The 16,849-nt window shown below is 65.4% G+C and carries 18 protein-coding genes; 11 read left to right on the top strand and 7 right to left on the bottom strand.

Translation table 11 applies throughout. From position 1 onward, the window contains the following. The first annotated feature begins 121 nt into the window (after positions 1-121). Positions 122-961 carry a LysR family transcriptional regulator gene (locus RM463_RS11425; protein ID WP_311430112.1) on the top strand — a complete coding sequence of 280 codons (840 nt, stop codon included), beginning with the start codon at positions 122-124 and terminating at the stop codon, positions 959-961. Between the two features lie 114 nt (positions 962-1,075). Here the strand turns inward: RM463_RS11425 and RM463_RS11420 are convergent, their stop codons facing one another. The 3 genes from RM463_RS11420 to RM463_RS11410 all read right to left on the bottom strand — a co-directional run bounded on the left by RM463_RS11420 (position 1,076) and on the right by RM463_RS11410 (position 4,544). Then, entirely contained in the window at positions 1,076-2,272 is a 1,197-nt protein-coding gene (locus RM463_RS11420; protein ID WP_311430111.1) for an aminotransferase class I/II-fold pyridoxal phosphate-dependent enzyme, read from the bottom strand. Positions 2,273-2,689: 417 nt separating this feature from the next. Beyond that, positions 2,690-3,859: an NO-inducible flavohemoprotein gene (hmpA, locus tag RM463_RS11415; protein WP_311430110.1), complete on the bottom strand. Its 1,170-nt coding sequence runs from the start codon at positions 3,857-3,859 to the stop codon at positions 2,690-2,692. 118 nt (positions 3,860-3,977) lie between these two features. Continuing rightward, positions 3,978-4,544, bottom strand: a complete 567-nt coding sequence (locus RM463_RS11410; RefSeq protein WP_195689638.1) for a YIP1 family protein — start codon at positions 4,542-4,544, stop codon at positions 3,978-3,980. A 120-nt stretch (positions 4,545-4,664) separates the two neighbouring features. Here RM463_RS11410 and RM463_RS11405 point away from each other — a divergent pair, with 120 nt between their 5' ends. The 10 genes from RM463_RS11405 to RM463_RS11360 all read left to right on the top strand — a co-directional run bounded on the left by RM463_RS11405 (position 4,665) and on the right by RM463_RS11360 (position 14,012). Then, entirely contained in the window at positions 4,665-5,078 is a 414-nt protein-coding gene (locus RM463_RS11405) for a MarR family winged helix-turn-helix transcriptional regulator (RefSeq protein WP_311430109.1), read from the top strand. 91 nt (positions 5,079-5,169) lie between these two features. Next, complete coding sequence (locus RM463_RS11400) at positions 5,170-6,327, top strand: cytochrome P450 (RefSeq protein WP_311430108.1); 1,158 nt, start codon at positions 5,170-5,172, stop codon at positions 6,325-6,327. A gap of 256 nt (positions 6,328-6,583) precedes the next feature. Further along, positions 6,584-7,795, top strand: coding sequence for an NnrS family protein (locus tag RM463_RS11395; protein WP_311430107.1), 1,212 nt, complete (start codon positions 6,584-6,586; stop codon positions 7,793-7,795). Between the two features lie 23 nt (positions 7,796-7,818). Continuing rightward, complete coding sequence (locus tag RM463_RS11390; RefSeq protein WP_311430144.1) at positions 7,819-8,205, top strand: SirB2 family protein; 387 nt, start codon at positions 7,819-7,821, stop codon at positions 8,203-8,205. Positions 8,206-8,354: 149 nt separating this feature from the next. After that, positions 8,355-8,618: a carboxymuconolactone decarboxylase family protein gene (locus RM463_RS11385; protein ID WP_311430106.1), complete on the top strand. Its 264-nt coding sequence runs from the start codon at positions 8,355-8,357 to the stop codon at positions 8,616-8,618. Between the two features lie 191 nt (positions 8,619-8,809). Beyond that, positions 8,810-9,262 carry a cytochrome c gene (locus RM463_RS11380; protein ID WP_311430105.1) on the top strand — a complete coding sequence of 151 codons (453 nt, stop codon included), beginning with the start codon at positions 8,810-8,812 and terminating at the stop codon, positions 9,260-9,262. A 70-nt stretch (positions 9,263-9,332) separates the two neighbouring features. After that, the gene (locus RM463_RS11375) at positions 9,333-10,688 is read left to right on the top strand and encodes a cbb3-type cytochrome c oxidase subunit I (RefSeq protein WP_161422889.1); all 1,356 of its coding nucleotides are present in this window, start codon (positions 9,333-9,335) and stop codon (positions 10,686-10,688) included. Between the two features lie 94 nt (positions 10,689-10,782). Beyond that, entirely contained in the window at positions 10,783-11,595 is an 813-nt protein-coding gene (locus RM463_RS11370) for a CbbQ/NirQ/NorQ/GpvN family protein (protein WP_311430104.1), read from the top strand. A 219-nt stretch (positions 11,596-11,814) separates the two neighbouring features. Beyond that, a complete protein-coding gene (locus RM463_RS11365) occupies positions 11,815-13,755 on the top strand; it encodes a VWA domain-containing protein (protein WP_311430103.1) in 1,941 nt (646 codons plus the stop codon). 38 nt (positions 13,756-13,793) lie between these two features. Beyond that, positions 13,794-14,012, top strand: a complete 219-nt coding sequence (locus tag RM463_RS11360) for a hypothetical protein (RefSeq protein ID WP_311430102.1) — start codon at positions 13,794-13,796, stop codon at positions 14,010-14,012. A gap of 85 nt (positions 14,013-14,097) precedes the next feature. Here RM463_RS11360 and RM463_RS11355 read toward each other — a convergent pair whose 3' ends face one another. The 4 genes from RM463_RS11355 to RM463_RS11340 all read right to left on the bottom strand — a co-directional run bounded on the left by RM463_RS11355 (position 14,098) and on the right by RM463_RS11340 (position 16,835). Continuing rightward, positions 14,098-14,388, bottom strand: a complete 291-nt coding sequence (locus tag RM463_RS11355; protein WP_311430101.1) for a cytochrome C oxidase subunit IV family protein — start codon at positions 14,386-14,388, stop codon at positions 14,098-14,100. A gap of 50 nt (positions 14,389-14,438) precedes the next feature. Next, positions 14,439-15,008 (bottom strand): cytochrome c oxidase subunit 3 family protein, encoded by a 570-nt coding sequence (locus RM463_RS11350; RefSeq protein WP_195689628.1) that lies wholly within the window; start codon positions 15,006-15,008, stop codon positions 14,439-14,441. Further along, positions 15,005-15,463 (bottom strand): hypothetical protein, encoded by a 459-nt coding sequence (locus RM463_RS11345; protein WP_311430100.1) that lies wholly within the window; start codon positions 15,461-15,463, stop codon positions 15,005-15,007. Before RM463_RS11345 ends, RM463_RS11350 begins: the two co-directional genes overlap by 4 nt. A gap of 103 nt (positions 15,464-15,566) precedes the next feature. Then, positions 15,567-16,835, bottom strand: a complete 1,269-nt coding sequence (locus RM463_RS11340) for a nitrate/nitrite transporter (RefSeq protein ID WP_311430099.1) — start codon at positions 16,833-16,835, stop codon at positions 15,567-15,569. Positions 16,836-16,849 lie beyond the last annotated feature (14 nt).

Raw genomic sequence — 16,849 nt, 5'->3', positions numbered from 1 at the left:
AACGCTTTGTCGGGAGTTAGGTAGAACGGTGTGATTAACGCCCAATCTAACTTGATGATATATTGATGTATAATGAATATATGGGCGATTTGATATCAATAATGTTGATTCATGAGGGCGGATGGATATCGAACTGGCCAGGACATTCCTGGAGATTCTGCGCTACGGCAGCTTCAGTGGGGCGGCGGAGTCACAGCATGTCACGCAGACCACGGTCACCATGCGGATGCGCAAGCTGGAAGAGCGTCTCGGTTGCCGGTTACTGGAGCGCAATCGTGGTGGGGTGGCGATGACTGCCGATGGCGAGCGCTTTGCCGAGCATGCAGCACGACTGGTGCAGGTGTGGGAGGCCGCTCAGCGCGAGCTGCCCCTGCCCCAGGGCATTCGGCGAGTGCTCTCGCTGGGAGGGGAGACCAGCCTGTGGGACCCTCTGCTGACAGGTTGGCTAAATGCCCTCCGGGAGTCACAGCCTCAACTGGCGGTACGCATCGAGGTCGGTGCCCGTCACGAGCTTCAGGAGAAGTTGACCCAGGGCATGCTGGATGCGGCCCTGGTGCATCAGGTGGATTACTGGCCCAGCATGCAGGTCGAGCTCCTGCAAGAGGAAAGGCTGGTGATGGTGCGCACGCCGGGAGCCGATGCCACCAGCCCCTATCTTTATGTGGATTGGGGAGAGCTTTTCCGCCGTGAGCATGATGCGGCGCTGCCCCAGTTTGCCAGCCCGGTAATCGAGGTGAACCTGGGGCCGCTGGCCCTGCACTATCTCCTCAGCCATTCGGGGATGGGCTACTTTCGGCTAGGCGTCGTTCAATCCTACCTCGACCAGGGAGTACTCGAGCGAGTCCCTGGCATGCCGGAGTTCTCCTATCCTGTCTATCTGCTCCATCCGCGCGAGCGCAGGCCGGCGGGACTCGATGACGCTCTCGCGCTTCTGTATCGACAAGTGGGCAGGATGGAATGACGGGCGACCGATGCAGGATGTCGCCAGTCGCCATCGTGATGGCGAAGTATCCCGGAAAGAGCCCGGCCGCGGCGCGATCGAGCCGCATGGCACTGCGCCTGAGCAGGGTCGGCATCAGCTCCCCGGCTCCGGGCCCAGCGCCTGGAGCAGGTCGGCAAGCAGGTCCTCGACATCTTCCAGGCCGACAGAGAGGCGCAGCATGCCGTCGCTGATGCCGCGACGTGTGCGCTCCTCGGCCGAGAGATCCGCATGGGAGGTGGTGCAGAGCTGGGTCACCAGGCTCTCGGCACCCCCGAGGCTTGGGGCCAGGGCGAAGAGTGCCAGCCGGTCGGCCACGGCGGTGGCGGCAGCGCGCCCGCCGGCAATCTCCAGGGTGAGCATGCCACCGAAGCCACGCATCTGACGCCTTGCCAACGAATGCCCGGGGTGTGAGTGCAGGCCGGGATAGAGCACCCGGTCGATGGCGGGATGATCCAGCAGTGCCTCCGCGATGGCCTGGGCGGAAGCCTCATGTCGCTGCATGCGCAGCGGCAGGGTACGCAGGCTTCTCGACAGCAGCGAGGCTATCTGGGGGGAAAGGGCGCTGCCCAGGTTCTGACGCCATCGCCACATCGGCTCGAGCAGCCTGGCCGGCCCCATGACGGCACCGGCGGTCAGGTCGCTGTGCCCGCCTAGGTACTTGGTGGCGCTGTGTACCACGATATCGGCGCCCAGCGCCAGCGACTGCTGATTGATGGGGGTAGCGAAGGTGGCATCCACCGCCACCAGGGCGCCGTGGCGGTGGGCCTGCTCGGCCACCGCCGCGATATCGATCAGCTGCAGCGTCGGATTGGTCGGTGTTTCCAGGTAGACCAGCCCCGCACCCGACGCCAGCAGACGCTCCAGCGTATCGGGGTCATGCCCTTCCGGCATGAAGTGCGTCTCGATGCCCAGTTCGGGAAGCTGCTGCTCGAGCAGGCCCAGGGTACCGCCATACACCTCGCCCAGGCAGACAATGCCGCGCCGACCATGACTCAGGAACAGGGTGCTGATGGCGGCCATGCCGGATGAGAAGGCCCAGGCCGCCTCGGCTCCCTCCAGCGAGGCCAGTGTCTCCTCCAGGGCAAAGAGAGTGGGATTGAGGCCATAGCGGGAGTAGAGAGGGCCGCGGTGGTGTCCCTCGGTTACCTCCAGCAGCGCGGCGGTGTCGGGATAGGCGAAGGTGGTGGTGTCGTAGATCGGCATATGCGGACTGCCGAAGGCATCACGCTGTTGCTGGCCATGGATGGCCCGGGTGGCGGGCCCGAGGTGGGGCGAGCGAGTCTGTGGCATCCTGATTCTCCGACGAGTCGTGCCTGAATCTAGCCCTGTTTTCCCATGTTATCCATTTTATTACAATAAGTTAGAGTGATTGAGTAAGGCATGGTTCATGATATTCAGTGACTTTCCCGCATAAATTGATCGTGGTCAGAGATGTGATAACGAGGCCTGGCAGAGACGACAGGTGACCGCCGAAGGTAGTAATCAATTACTATCTTTTGAGATGCCAGCATGCCTATTTTCCATCACGCACGACGCTCAGGAATCCGCTCCGTCGTTGGCCTGCTGCTGGCGACACTGCTGGTACAACTCCCATTACTACAATCCCTTCTATAACACAGCGCTTGAACAGCATAACAGCGACGCCGCCCTGGCCGGGGCGGCGCTGCTATGCGTATAGCTGTTATGCGTATCTAGGTGTGAGCGGCTTCAGGCGACGCCGAGGGGCTGCGAGGGGCCGAAGTGCTCGTAATGGCGGCGCTCATCGGGCACTCCCAGCTCGGCCAGCGCCCTGTCCACGGCGGTCATGAAGCCCTGGGGGCCGACGAAGTAGCAGCGGCCGCCTTTCGGCAGGTAGCTTGCCAGCAGGTCGCGATCGATTCGCCCGCTATGGTCGGCGGCACTGCCGGACTCGTGGATGCTGATGGCGTGTAGCCGCTCGGGGTGCTTCGCGGCCAGGGCTGCGACCTCGTCACGGAAGGCATGGTGCTCGGCATCCAGGGCGGCATGCAGATAGACCACGCGTCGTCCCTGGCGCAGGGCATGGTGTGCCATGGGCAGCAGCGGCGTCTGGCCGACCCCACCGCTGGCCAGAAGAAGAGGCTCGTCACCCTCGGCCAGGGTCAGGTCGCCGGCCGGTGGCAGCAGCGCCAGGGTATCACCCACCCCCATGGCGTCATGCAGATGGCGGCTGGCTCGGCCCTTTGGCTCGCGCTTGACCGAGATCCGGTAGCTCTGGCCGTTGGGCAGGGCCGACAGGCTGTAGTGTCGATAGACCGGCTCACCGTCGAGGGTCAGGCGTACGCCGATGTACTGGCCTGGCACATGGTCGGCGACGGGGCCAGCGTCCACCGGCTCGAGCACGAAGGAGCGGATCACCGCACTCTCCTGGCGAACGGCGGCGATGCGGAACTCACGCGGCCCGCGCCAGCCGCCGGGGCACCGTTCGAACTCGCGATAGCGATACTCCTCCAGCTCGATAAGCAGGCCGGCCAGCTCCTCGTAGACGCCCTGCCAGGCGGCCGCGACCTCCGGCGTCACGGCATCGCCCAGCACCTCACCGATGGCGGCCATCAGGCATTCGCCGACCAGCGGGTAGTGCTCGGGTCGGATATCCAGGGAGACGTGCTTGCCGACGACGATGGCCAGGGTCTCGCGTACCTTTTCACGATCATGGCGCAGCTGCACATAGGCGAGCACGGCGGCCGCCAGCGCCCGTGGCTGGCCGCCATCGGCCTGATGAGCCTGGTTGAACAGCGGCTTCACTTGTGGGTAGCGCTGGAACAGCAGCGGGTAGAAGCGTTGGGTGATGGCGTCGAGGTGTTCGGCGACCACCGGGGCGGTGGCGGCGATCAGGTGTTCCTGCTCCTGGGTCAGCATCGAGGGGCTCCGTGGCGGGGGATGTGTTTAAGATGCGTACAAAATACATCTTTATTATCCTCGACACCACCCCGTGACACTACGCCGCGGCAAGGCTTCTGGCTCAAACGCTCCTGGCTCAGTAGGCCCAGACGATGGCCATCAGCAGTCCCCAGGCCAGCACACCGGCGGCCATGATGGTGTAGGTGGCCGACATGGTGTTGATGTCGTTGTCGCGGCGTTCGCACAGCGCCTGAAGCCCGTGATAGACGAGGCTGCAGGAGATGCCCAGGGCCACCAGCACCGCCAGGGCATTGAGCAGCAGGCTGGGGATCAGCAGCACGATCGCCGATGACCACAGCGGCAGTGGTGCGAGGGCCGCCAGCAGGTAGGCGTCGTGATAGTCGATCGAGAGTTCACGGGTGCCATTGACGACGGCGTGGATCAGCCAGCCCATCACGAAGAAGGTCAATAGCTCGGCCAGGAACAGGATGGTGGTGATAAAGCGCCACTCCCTGTCGGCGAAGCCCATGACGAAGTCATCCCCGTAGTGGGTACCGGCGTAGTAGAGCAGCACCGGCGGCAGTAGCGACATGGGCAGCACCAGGCACCAGCCCAGGGCAGGAATCGACGGCTTGCGGCCCTGCAGCGACTTCCAGCCCGCCTGGTGGGTAAAGGGCAGTCGAATCACGGTCAGCGGGTTCATTGCGGTATCCTCGGCGGTGGAAAAATATCATTATATGATATTATTGCTTAACGTTTAGGCAGCAACCTTCCTGCTGTCAAGCGGCTGAGACGTTGACCATGCCCATGCTGGATGCCCCTTATGAGCGATGACGCCCTTACCAAGCAGGACTTTCAGCGCCTTTCTCACTTTCGCTACCAGCTACGCTGCTTTCTGCGTCAGAGCGAGGATATCTGTCGCGAGCACGGCCTGACGCCGCTGCAGTACCAGCTGCTGCTTCATCTGCTGGGGTTCGAGAGGCGGGAGTGGGCGTCTATCGGCGAGCTGGCGGAGCGGCTCCAGGCCAAGCACCACGGCACGGTGGCGCTGGTCGATCGCTGCGAACAGCTGGGCCTGGTGGAGCGCCGCACGAGTCGTGGCGACCGCCGGCGTATCGAGGTGCACCTGCTGGACCGTGGCGCCGAGCTGGCCCGGCGGATTGCCGAGCTGCACCAGCCGGAACTGCGTCACCTGCATGAGGAGTTCCACCTTCCCGGATGGCCCGAGCTGACCTGAGTGGCGAAGGGGCAAGCTGACCTGAATCAATGCGCACCGGGCCGTCTTTTGGTCTCCTTGCTGCGTTTCTCACCCGATTCGAGGAGATGACATGAGCGATACACGCCAGCAGGACTGGGACCCCCGCGCCGAGGATGTCCTCGACGACCAGATTGCCGCCTATGACAGGATGCGCGGCCGCTGCCCGGTGGCCTTCAGCGACTACCTGCAGTGGTCCTTGTTTCGCCATGCAGACGTGATGCGCGTTCTCGAGGATCACGACACCTTCAGCAATGCGGCCAGCCGTCACCTCTCGGTGCCCAATGCCATGGACCCGCCCGAACACACGCACTTTCGGCGCATCATCGAGCCCTATTTCGGGCCCGAGGCCATGGCCGAGTTTGCCCCGCAGTGCCGTGCCATCGCCGAGGGGGTGGTGGCCCGGCTTCCCGCCGACGGAGAGGTGGAGGCGATGGCCGAGATGGGGCAGGACTTCGCTCTGGAGATCCAGTGTGCCTTCATGGGCTGGCCGACCACGCTGCACGAGCCGCTGCGGGCCTGGGTGAAGCGCCAGCAGGCCGCCACCCTGGCCCAGGATCGTGAGGCGCTGGGGGAGCTGGCCTGTGAGTTCGACGGGGTGATCCGCGAGCAGCTGGCCAGCCGTCGCACGGCCGGCGATGATGCCCCGGATGATGTCACCACCCGCATCATGAACGAGACCGTCGAGGGCCGTGTGCTGACCGACGAGGAGATCGTCAGCATCCTGCGCAACTGGACGGTGGGGGAGCTCGGCACCATCTCGGCGAGCATCGGTATCCTGATGCGCTACCTGGCCGCCGACCCCGAGCTGCAGGGGCGGCTGCGTGCCGATCGCCACCAGCTCTCGACGGCCATCGACGAGATCCTGCGCCTCGATGCGCCGTTGATGTCCAATCGGCGCATCGCCACCCGTGCGGTGGAGGTCGGCGGCCGTCGCCTCGAGGCCGGCGAACGCCTGACGATCCTGTGGGGCTCGGCCAATCGCGACGAGGCGGTATTCGAGGCTCCCGACGAGGTCCGCCTGGATCGCGATCCTGCAGACAACCTGCTCTACGGGGCGGGAATCCATGTCTGTCCCGGAGCGCCGCTGGCGCGCATGGAGCTCGAGGACTTCATGGATGCGCTGCTCGACGCCACGGTCGACATCGCCCCGCTGCCGGGTCGCCCCGCGGTACGCGCGCTCTATCCTGCCGGCGGCTACTCCGAGGTGCCGCTGCACGTGCGTCGCTGATCCCTCACTATCTTCTCCCTTAGCCCTCATAAAGCAGATAGCGAGAGGCGCCGGGGCAGACCGAAGAGGGGGCCGGGGTAGCGCCAGAAATGGGTTTACAGCGCCCCCTCGTCGAGCAGCTAGTCAACTCCGGTTGCTTCGCTCCGGCGGCGGAACGGCCTTTCTAATAAGAAGTATTTTTGATGCCTGTCATGGAAGTCATGCGCCCGTCGGCGCACAATGATCCCATCCAAGCCTCCTGACGGGGTATCCTGACATGTCCTCCTCCCGCACCAGCCAGACCGCCATCTCGCCGACGCATCTACCCGTGGCGCGCCTGGCCTTTCGGCCCTTCTTCCTGCTCGCCGCGCTGTTCAGCATCCTCTCCCTGGTGGTGTGGTTCGCCTTCTGGCACGGCGATATCCTGCTGCGCCCCCAAGGGGGGCTGATGTTCTGGCACCAGCACGAGATGCTGTTCGGCTTCGCCACCGCCGTGGTGGCGGGCTTCCTGCTCACCGCGGTGCAGAACTGGACCGGACTGCCCAGCCTGCGGGGCGGCCCGCTGCTGGGCCTGGTCGGACTCTGGTTGCTGGCGCGGGTGCTGATGGCCTTTCCCATGGCGCTGCCGGGCTGGCTGGTGGCGGCGGTCGATCTCGCCTTCCTGCCGCTGGTGGCGGCGGTGATGGCGAGTCTGGTGATTCGCGCCCGGCGCTGGCGAAACCTGATCTTCCTGCCGGCCCTGGGGCTTCTGACCCTGGCCAACCTGCTGATGCACCTGGGTGTCTTGAGCGGCAAGGCGGAGCTGATCCGCCCCGCCGCGCACCTGGCGGTATTGCTGATCACGCTGCTGATGGTGGTGGTGGGCGGTCGGGTGATCGCCATGTTCACCGCCAACCGGCTGGGCCTCACGCGCAAGCCACCGATTCCGGCCCTCGAGACCCTGAGCCTGGGCAGCGTGATGGCGGTGGTGGTGAGCCAGCTGCTTGTTGCCCTGGGGGTGGCGCTACCGGCGTGGCTGTTGGCAGGGCTGATGGGGCTTGCGGCACTGGCCAATGCCGTGCGCATGTCGCGCTGGGGCGGCCTGCACAGCTGGCGCGAGCCGCTGCTGTGGGGACTGCATCTGAGTTACGCCTGCATTCCGCTGGGCCTCGCCATGTGGGCCCTGGCGCTGCTCGCCGACAGCCGCGCCGATGCCGCGCTGCATGCCCTGACCATCGGTGGCATGGGCACCATGATGCTCTCGATGATGGCACGCGTCTCGCTGGGCCATACCGCGCGCCCCGTCCGTACGCTGCCCGGCATCGGTGTGGCCCTGGGGCTGCTGGTGGCCGCCGCACTGCTGCGTTCACCGGTACTGGTACTGTTCCCGCAGATCACCCACTGGACCTATAACCTGGGAATCATCTTCTGGTGCCTGGCCTACGGGGTCTTCCTGTTCCACTATACGGGCCCGCTGCTGTCGCCGCGTGCCGATGGCAAGGATGGCTAACCCGAGACAAGGAACCCCTCGTGATGGAGAACTACCTGGTGATCAAGCATCTGCATATCACCGCCGCCACCCTGAGCATTCTCTTCTTCATGCTGCGTGCCGTCTGGTCGGTGCGCGAGGCGTCGCTGCTGCAGGCGCGCTGGGTCAGGATCGCCCCCCATATCATCGACACCCTGCTGTTGACGCTGGGTGTGGTGCTGATGGTGATGCTCTCCCTGTGGCCCCATCAGCACCCCTGGCTCGCCGCCAAGCTGATCGCCCTGCTGGCCTATATCGGCCTGGGAACCGTGGCGATCAAGCGTGGGCGGAGCCCGGCGACGCGCGACATGGCCGCCGTGGCCGCGGTGCTCGTCTTCCTCTATATGCTGGGGGCGGCCATCCGTCATAGCGCGCTCTCCTGGCTGGCCTGACTCGAGAGCCACATGACATCGATCCGCCGTGACGTGGGGCGAGTCGATAGGCCTATACTGATGTGACACTCCTCCGCAGCAAGGAAAATGGCATGTCGAAACAGGATCTACCTTCCGGTGCCGGCCAGGTGGCCGAGCAGTATCCCTAGGTGTGGGACGCCTACGCCGAGCTGGGCAAGGCCTGCGCCGAGAGCGGCCCGCTGGATGCCCGCACGCGTCGGCTGGTAAAGCTGGCCCTGGCCGTGGGTGCGCGCTCCGAGGGTGCCGTGCACTCCCATGCCCGCCGCGCCCTGGAGGAGGGCGAGACCAGCGAAGCCCTCAAGCAGGTGGCCATGCTGTCTATCCCCACCCTGGGGCTGCCGCGTGGTGTCGCCGCCCTCACCTGGATCGAGGACATCACCGACGAGCGCTGAGCACCATCCTCGGGCGACAGATTTCTCACCCCTGTCGCCCCTTCCTTCCCGCACTAATTGACCGGCGTCAAAGTCTGACGCCCTTCTCGTCTGCTAGTCTTAACATGTATCGATAATGCATGTTAATAAATCGCCAGGCGCCAATCGCAGATCAGCGACGCGCCTGCCAGACGAGCAAGGGGGAAAGGCTCATGGCCGACGGTCTCACCAAGTCGGCGGCTCGCAATATCTTCTATGGCGGGTCGCTGTTCTTCTTTCTGCTGTTTGCCGCCCTGACGGCGCACAGCCACTGGTACATGGTCACCAAGTCCACCGACAAGGAGGGGCTCACCGAGTCGGTCGTGGAAGGCAAGCACATCTGGGAAAGGAACATGTGTGTCAACTGCCACAGCATCATGGGCGAGGGCGCCTACTTCGCACCGGAGCTGGGCAACGTCTGGGAGCGCTACGGCGGCCACCAGAACCCCGAGGCGGCGCGTGCCGGCCTGGCCGCGTGGATTCGTGCCCAGCCCCTGGGCACCCAGGGCCGCCGCCAGATGCCGGCCTATGACTTCAGCGACGAGGAGATGAGCGCGCTGATCGACTTCCTCGAGTGGACCGACAGCATCGACGACCAGGACTGGCCACCACATCCCGCCGGGTAAGCCACCTGACCGCGGGGTCGTCTGACCGCCGGACCGCCGCAACGCGGATGAATCAAGGAGAACGACACCGATGAAATATGAAACCCAGAAGGTGGCACTGCCATTCTTCATGGTGGCCATGGCGCTCTTTGCCCTGCAGATCGTCTTCGGGCTGCTGGCCGCCGCCGTCTATGTCTGGCCGAACTTCATGGCCGAGGCCATGCCCTTCAATATCATGCGGGTGAGCCATACCAACCTGCTGATCGTGTGGCTGCTGCTTGGCTTCATGGGCTCCACCTACTATTTGATGCCGGAAGAGGCGGAGCGCGAGATCCATAGCCCCACCATCGCCTATATCCAGCTGGCGATCTTCGCCTTCGCCGGTGCCGCGGCACTGGTCGGCTACCAGTTCGGGATCCACGAGGGGCGCGAGTTCCTGGAGCAGCCGTTCTGGGTCAAGGTGCTGATCACCATCTCCTTCCTGATGTTCCTGTTCAACACCAGCATGACGCTCGCCAAGGGGCGCAGAACCGCCATCAACATGGTGCTGATGCTGGGCCTGTGGCTGGCCGCGGTGTTCTGGCTGTTCGCCTTCTATAACCCCAGCAACCTCGCCGTGGACAAGCTCTACTGGTGGTGGGTGGTGCACCTCTGGGTCGAGGGCGTCTGGGAGCTGATCATGGCCTCCCTGCTCGGCTACCTGTTGATCAAGATGACCGGCGTCGACCGCGAGGTGATCGAGAAGTGGCTCTACGTCATCGTCGGCCTGGCGCTGTTCTCGGGCCTGCTGGGCACCGGTCACCACTACTACTGGATCGGTGCGCCGAGCTACTGGCAGCCCATCGGCAGCATCTTTTCCACCCTGGAGGTGCTCCCCTTCTTCGCCATGGTGGTGTTCGCCTTCACCATGTTCTGGAAGGGTAGCCGTAACCATCCCAACAAGGCCGCCATGCTGTGGGCACTCGGCTGCCCGACCATGGCCTTCTTCGGCGCCGGCGTATGGGGCTTCATGCACACCCTGCACTGGGTCAACTACTACAGCCACGGCACCCAGGTCACCGCGGCCCACGGCCACCTGGCCTTCTACGGGGCCTATGTGATGCTGTTGCTGGGCATCATCAGCTTCGCCATGCCCCAGCTGCGCCGCGTGCAGCCCTACAACCAGGTGATCAACATGTGGGGCTTCTGGATCATGACCGGCGCCATGGCCTTCATGACCTTCACGCTGACCTTTGCAGGCGTCGTCCAGACCCACCTGCAGCGTGTGCTGGGCATGAACTTCATGGAGGTGCAGGACCAGCTGGTGCTGTTCTATGGCATGCGGCTGGGCGCCGGCATCGCCGTGGCCATCGGTGCCTGCCTGCTGCTCTATGCCTTCTTCGGCCCTGTCCGTGAGCAGGTCCCCGCTGGTGGCACCCAGTTGACCGCAGGCCCGGGTCGCGCCTGATCACCCGAGGGCCCCGCAAGGGGCCCCCTTCGATTGTCTTTGCTGATTGTCTTTGCTGATGGTTTTTGATGACTGTCCCTGATGGAGTTATGCCATGACCCTCTCCACCGCGGCGGCGCAGCCCGCCGACCGGGAGATTCCCTACTACGACAGCGTGGGCAACGAGTGTGCGATGTTCGAGCACGCCTATGCCCAGCGCCTGCCGCTGCTGCTCAAGGGCCCCACCGGCTGCGGGAAGACCCGCTTCGTCAGTCATATGGCTGCCAGACTGGGCAAGCCGCTGTTCACCGTCTCCTGTCACGACGACCTTACCGCCGCCGACCTTACCGGACGCTACCTGCTGCAGGGCGGCGAGACACGCTGGGTCGATGGGCCTCTCACCCGCGCCGTGCGCGAGGGCGGCATCTGCTACCTCGACGAAGTGGTCGAGGCGCGTAAGGATGTCACCGTGGTGCTGCACCCGCTGACCGACGACCGCCGACTGCTGCCGCTGGAGCGTACCGGCGAGCTGCTCGAGGCGCCGGACGACTTCATGCTGGTGGTCTCCTACAACCCCGGTTACCAGCATATCCTCAAGTCACTCAAGCCCAGCACCCGCCAGCGCTTCGTGGCGATGACCTTCGACTTCCCCCCGCCGAAGGTCGAGCGCGACATCGTGGCCCGCGAGAGCGGCCTGGAACCGGATCGCTGTGCGGCACTGGTCAATCTGGCGGCCAGCCTGCGGGCCATGAAGGGCCAGGATCTGGAGGAGGGCATCTCCACTCGCCTGCTGGTCTACTGCGCGACCCTGATCCAGGCCGGCATGCCGATCCGAGACGCCGCCCGCGCCACCCTGGTGGAGCCGCTTACCGACGACGCGGACGTCCAGGAAGGGTTGATGGAAGCCATTCGGGCGACCTTCGGCTGAGACGATACCGATAGGGTGCCGAGGAATCTGGCAGATACGGCTCGCCGGACAGGGGCGCCGGGGGCAGGTCGAAGAGGAGGTCATTTGCCAGGGATGGCAAATGTAGCGCCCAGGGACGGGTTCACAGCGCCTCCTCGTAGGGCCTGCCACCGGGGAAAGCCCCGGCGGTCCATCCGTGCTGCGTCACACCGGCTCGACACGTATATCAGGAGGCTATGGATGCTGGACTTTCTTGAGGTCGAGGAGACCGTCGGCCGCTACTGGCACCGCTGGGCTTCCGGGGCGGCGAGCTACCCCGACCATCCCGAGGCGGCGATCAGCCTCGAGAGCCTGCGCCCCATGCTCGGCGTCTTCTTTCGTGCCGGCGGAGGAGAGCAGGGCATCGAGGTGGCCGCCATCGCCCGGCGCGCCTCGGCCCACCGGCTGAGCCTGCGCCAGCGCCTGGGTCTCGACGAGGAGTCCCTCGACCAGGCCCGCCGCGATGAGGAGCATCTGCTGCTGCCACCGCGCCTGGCGCTGTTTCCCGAGGCCGCCCTCAACCGCGACCTCTATCTATGGCTGACCGCCTATCTGGCCGAGGCGCGGCCGCGGAGTCTTCCCGAGGATCCCCTGCAGGCCGACCTGACGCGGCTGCGCGAGGCGCGCCGTACCACCCGGGCCGCCCTGGCGCGCTTCCCCGGGCTGACCGAGCGCTATATGCGGCTGTGTGGCGAGCTGCTCGCCATCCGTCCCCAGCGCAAGCGCCTGCCCGCCATGGAGCGGGCCCTGGAGGCCGCACTCTGTGCCGAGCTGGGGGCGCTTGACCCCGAGGACGCCTGGGCGGTGGCCATGCAGCGCGCCATCCGTGAGGATGACTTCCCCCTCGAGGAGTTTCGTGCCCCCCGCGGCTATCGTCCGCCGCTGCCGGTGCCGCTCTGGGGTCAGGCGGTAACCCTTGGGACCAGCAGCGGCGCCCGCGAGGAGAGGGCGGATGACGAGGAGCTGCCCGATGCCGCCGCCTCGGCCGACGACGACCATGGCAAGCGCCAGGCCGATCGCCGCGAGCAGGAGCAGGCCGATCGAGATGATCCACTGATGCTCAACAATATGGAGAAGATGCTCTCCTGGGCCGAGATGGTGAACCTCAATCGTCATGTGGAGGACGAGGAGGAGGAGGCGAGGCAGGCGGCGGACCAGATGGACGAGATCGTGCTCAGCGCCAATCGCAAGAAGGCCGCCTCCCGCCTCAAGCTCGACCTCGACCTGGCGCCTGAGGAGGCCGCCGGTGGCCGCCTCAAGGGCAAGCACCCCTACCCGGAGTGGAACCACCGCAAGCAGGCCTATCTGCCCGATCACTGCCTGGTGCTCAGCGATGTGCAGAGCGAGGAGGGGGAGAACTGGGAACCGGATGAGGCGACCCGTCGGCGTATCCGTCGCGTGCGGCGCGAATTCGAGGCGCTGCGCCCGCGGCGCGAGATCCTGCGCGGTCAGCTGGATGGCAGCGAGCTCGACATGGACGCGGTGATTCGTTCGCGCTGCGACCTGGCCGCCACCGGCGAGGCGAGTGACCGCCTCTATCTGGCCAGCCGCACCCAGGCTCGGGACCTGGCGGTCTCGATCCTGGTGGATGTGTCGCTCTCCACCGAGGCGTGGCTGCAGGATCGCCGCGTGCTCGATGTGGCCAAGGAGGCCCTGCTGGTGCTGGGGCACGGTCTGGCGGGCTGCGGCGACGACTACTCGATCCACAGCTTCACCTCCCAGCGTCGCCACAAGGTGTGGGTCAATACGCTAAAGTCGTTCGACGAGCCCATGGGGGAGCGGGTGACGCGGCGTATCTCGGCGCTGAAGCCGGGTAGCTACACGCGCATGGGACCGGCGATTCGTCACCTCTCCAGGCAGCTGAGCGAGCGTCCCAACCGTCATCGCCTGCTGCTGATGCTGACCGACGGCAAGCCCAACGATAACGACTACTATGAGGGCCGCTACGGTATCGAGGATACCCGCAAGGCGGTGCTCGAGGCGCGGCGCCAGGAGGTGAAGGTGTTCGGGGTGACCATCGATCGCGAGGCGGGGCAGTATATCCCTCATCTGTTCGGTCGCGGTGGCTACGCCATCGTACAGCGTCCCGAGCACCTCGCCCTGGCGTTGCCGAGCATCTATCGCCAGATCATCGCCACCTGAGCCGCTGTCATCCGAACCATCGCCGAGGAGATGCGCCCATGACCTCTCGAACCCGACTGATCCTCGCCGTGGCGGCCTGGTGTCTGGTCGCCGTGGCGCTGGTGCTGCCGCTGGTGTGGCTGATCAATAACCGCGACTGGGGTGTCGGCCTGATACTGCTGGCGCCGGTGCTGGTCTACGGCCTGATGCGCCTGGGGCGTTCCTTGGAGAGCTGGGCTCGGGCGAGTGCGCCGCCGGAGCATCCCCAGCGACACTAGAGTGAAGCCTTCGTCGTCCTGTGCGCTACCGGATTCACGCAAAGGGCCTGCTGATGCAGGCCCCTTGCCGTATGCCGCTCAGGCCTCAGGCCATCCGGCCTACCAGATAACCGGCACCGATCAGCGCCAGGGTGAGGATCACCAGGCCCACGAAGGCCCCCTTCCAGGCCGGGGTGGCCCTGCGCAGGTTGAGATAGACCATCAGCAGGCGCTGGGCCTTGAAGCCGGTGGCCAGGATGACCAGCGCCGCCGACCATAGCGGCAGCGTCTGCCAGTCACTGGCGTCGAGCAGCGCTGAGACCATCGACACCACCGTCAGGCCCATCAACACGGCCCAGGTGGTCAGCAGGCGGCGGGTGCCGGGCAGCGATGTCATGCGACCTCCGTTTTCAGCGCAGCAGGGAGCCTTCAGCCCAATAAATGCCGTCAGCGCAATAAATAGAGCAGCGGGTAGAGCAGGATCCAGATCAGGTCGACCATATGCCAGAAGGCGGCGGCGGTCTCCACGTTCTCCAGGCTGGTACGCCAGCTGACCAGTCCCAGCAGCGCCAGGCCGAACAGCACATGGGCGAAATGAAAGGCGGTCAGCCCATAGTAGAAGCCGAAGAAGGTGTTGGTGTCCGGGGTGATGCCGATGGCGAACTTGCTCGAATACTCGACCACCTTGATCACGCCGAACAGCACGCCGAGTCCCATGGAGGCGGCCAGCCACTGGCGGGCACGCCGGATGCGCTCGCTGGCGGTGGCCTCCACCGCCAATGCCACACAGAGCCCGCTGGTCAGCAGCACCAGGGTGTTGAGCCCTCCCAGCAGCGGATCGAGCTGCTGCTGGGAGGCGTCGAACAGCGCCACCTGGGCGGCGCGCTCCGAGGAGTAGAGGGCGAAGAACGCCATGAACACCAGCAGCTCGCTGAGGATCAGCACCCATATCAGCGGGTTGCCGGGCAGGGCAGAGAGCGGCCCCCAGCCGGGGTTGGGAAGCTCCTGCTCCCTCATGCGTCGCTCAGGGTGACCCGGGCGCCGCCGAAGGCCAGGCTGCGCGGGTTATCCAACGGGCGGTTGGAGGTCAGCCGGGCGATGCCCACGGCACAGCGGCCTACCATCCAGATCAGGCAGGCGGTGAAGTAGAGGTAACCCAGGGCCCAGGGGGCCATGGGCGGCGTGCCGACCAGGCCGAGCAGCTGCCAGGCGGCGGTGAAGAGAGCGCCGCCCAGAACGCCCAGCCAGAAGGTGCGAATCTGGAACTGCAGATGGCTCTTCACCCAGGGCTCGGCGCCGCGCTGCTTGACGTGGGCGATCAGCACGCCGACAGGCGCCGTTACCACCGCCAGCACGCTGCCCAGGAAGAGCATGTAGACGATGATGGCGGCGCCGCGCCCCCGGGACTGCTTGCCGGCAGGGGCTTCGTTCATATGGCGAGCGTTGGTGGGTATGGCCTGAGGGGTGGACATGGCGGGTCCTCGCGTGACAGGCGACCGGCCCTGGCGAGCCGGTCTAATGATGTATTCAGAATACTATTATAGTGTGAGGCCCTGTGCATAGCCTTGGCCTGGATCAACTCACGGCCGGCTTTTCGGGATGCTTGGCGTCGCGGGTCAGCATCGGGGCACGGCGCTCGGTCCACCACATCCAGATGATCGAGACCAGGGTCACACCGAAGCAGAGCATCCATACGGTGGTGGCCACGCCGGTGAGGTCCACCAGGGCGCCGAACATGATCGGCAGCAGGAAGCCACCCACCCCGCCGGCCAGGCCGACGATGCCCGAGACCAGGCCGAGGTTCTCATGATACTCGTTGGAGAGGTACTTGAAGACCGAGGCCTTGCCGATGCCCCAGGCAATGCCCACCACGAACAGCGCACTGGTGAACAGCCATACCGGGATGCCGAAGCCAAACTCCACCACCCCTTCGCCGCCGGCGCCGGCCACACGGTACTGGGTCTCGGGGTAGGACATGATGAACAGGGCGATCAGGCTGGCCCACATGCAGGCCCAGGTGACGGTATGCGCCCCGAAGCGGTCGGAGAGCCAGCCGCCGAAGGCACGGATCACGCCGGAGGGCAGCACGAAGATGGTGGCGATCAGGGCGGCGACCTGAATGCCGAGGCCGTACTCCCCCATGTAGTAGCGGGTCAGCCACAGGGAGACGCCGACATAGCCGCCGAACACCACGGAGTAGTACTGGCAGTACTTCCACACCTTGGGGTCGTTGAGCACCTTGAGCTGGTCACGCAGCGAGACACGGCTGGTTGAGCGGTGGGCCTGGTTGGAGTAGGTGAAGCACCAGAACAGCACGGCGGTGACCAGCATGATGCCCGCGTAGATATTGGGCACCGCCTGCCAGCCCAGCACCACGATCACGGTGGGGGCGATGAACTTGGTGACCGCGGCACCGGCGTTGCCGGCGCCGAAGATGCCCATGGCCAGGCCCTGGCGATCCTTCTCGAACCACTTGGCGGTGTAGGTGATGCCCACCGAGAAGGAGCCGCCGGCCAGGCCGACGAAGGCGCCCAGTACCAGCAGCTGCCAGTATTCGGTGGCGAACTGCACCAGCCAGATGGCCGGCACGATCAGCAGCAGGATGATGAAGAACACCGGCCGGCCACCGTGGCGGTCGGTCAGCGAGCCCAGGGGCAGGCGCGACAGGGCGCCGGTCAGGATGGGAACCGCGGTGAGGATACCGAACTGGGTACCGTTGAGGCTGAGCTCCTCGGCGATCGGCACGCCGATCTCGCCGAACATGGTCCACACCATGAAGCACATGGTGAAGGCGAAGGTGTTGGCGATCAGCACCGAGGTCTGCTTGAAGCGTTCAGAGGCCATGGGACCCTCCGAGT

The sequence above is a fragment of the Halomonas sp. LES1 genome (assembly GCF_031846005.1).
Lineage (GTDB): Bacteria > Pseudomonadota > Gammaproteobacteria > Pseudomonadales > Halomonadaceae > Halomonas.
Note: the sequence above shows the minus strand (reverse complement) of the source record. Positions and strands in the feature narration are given on the sequence as shown.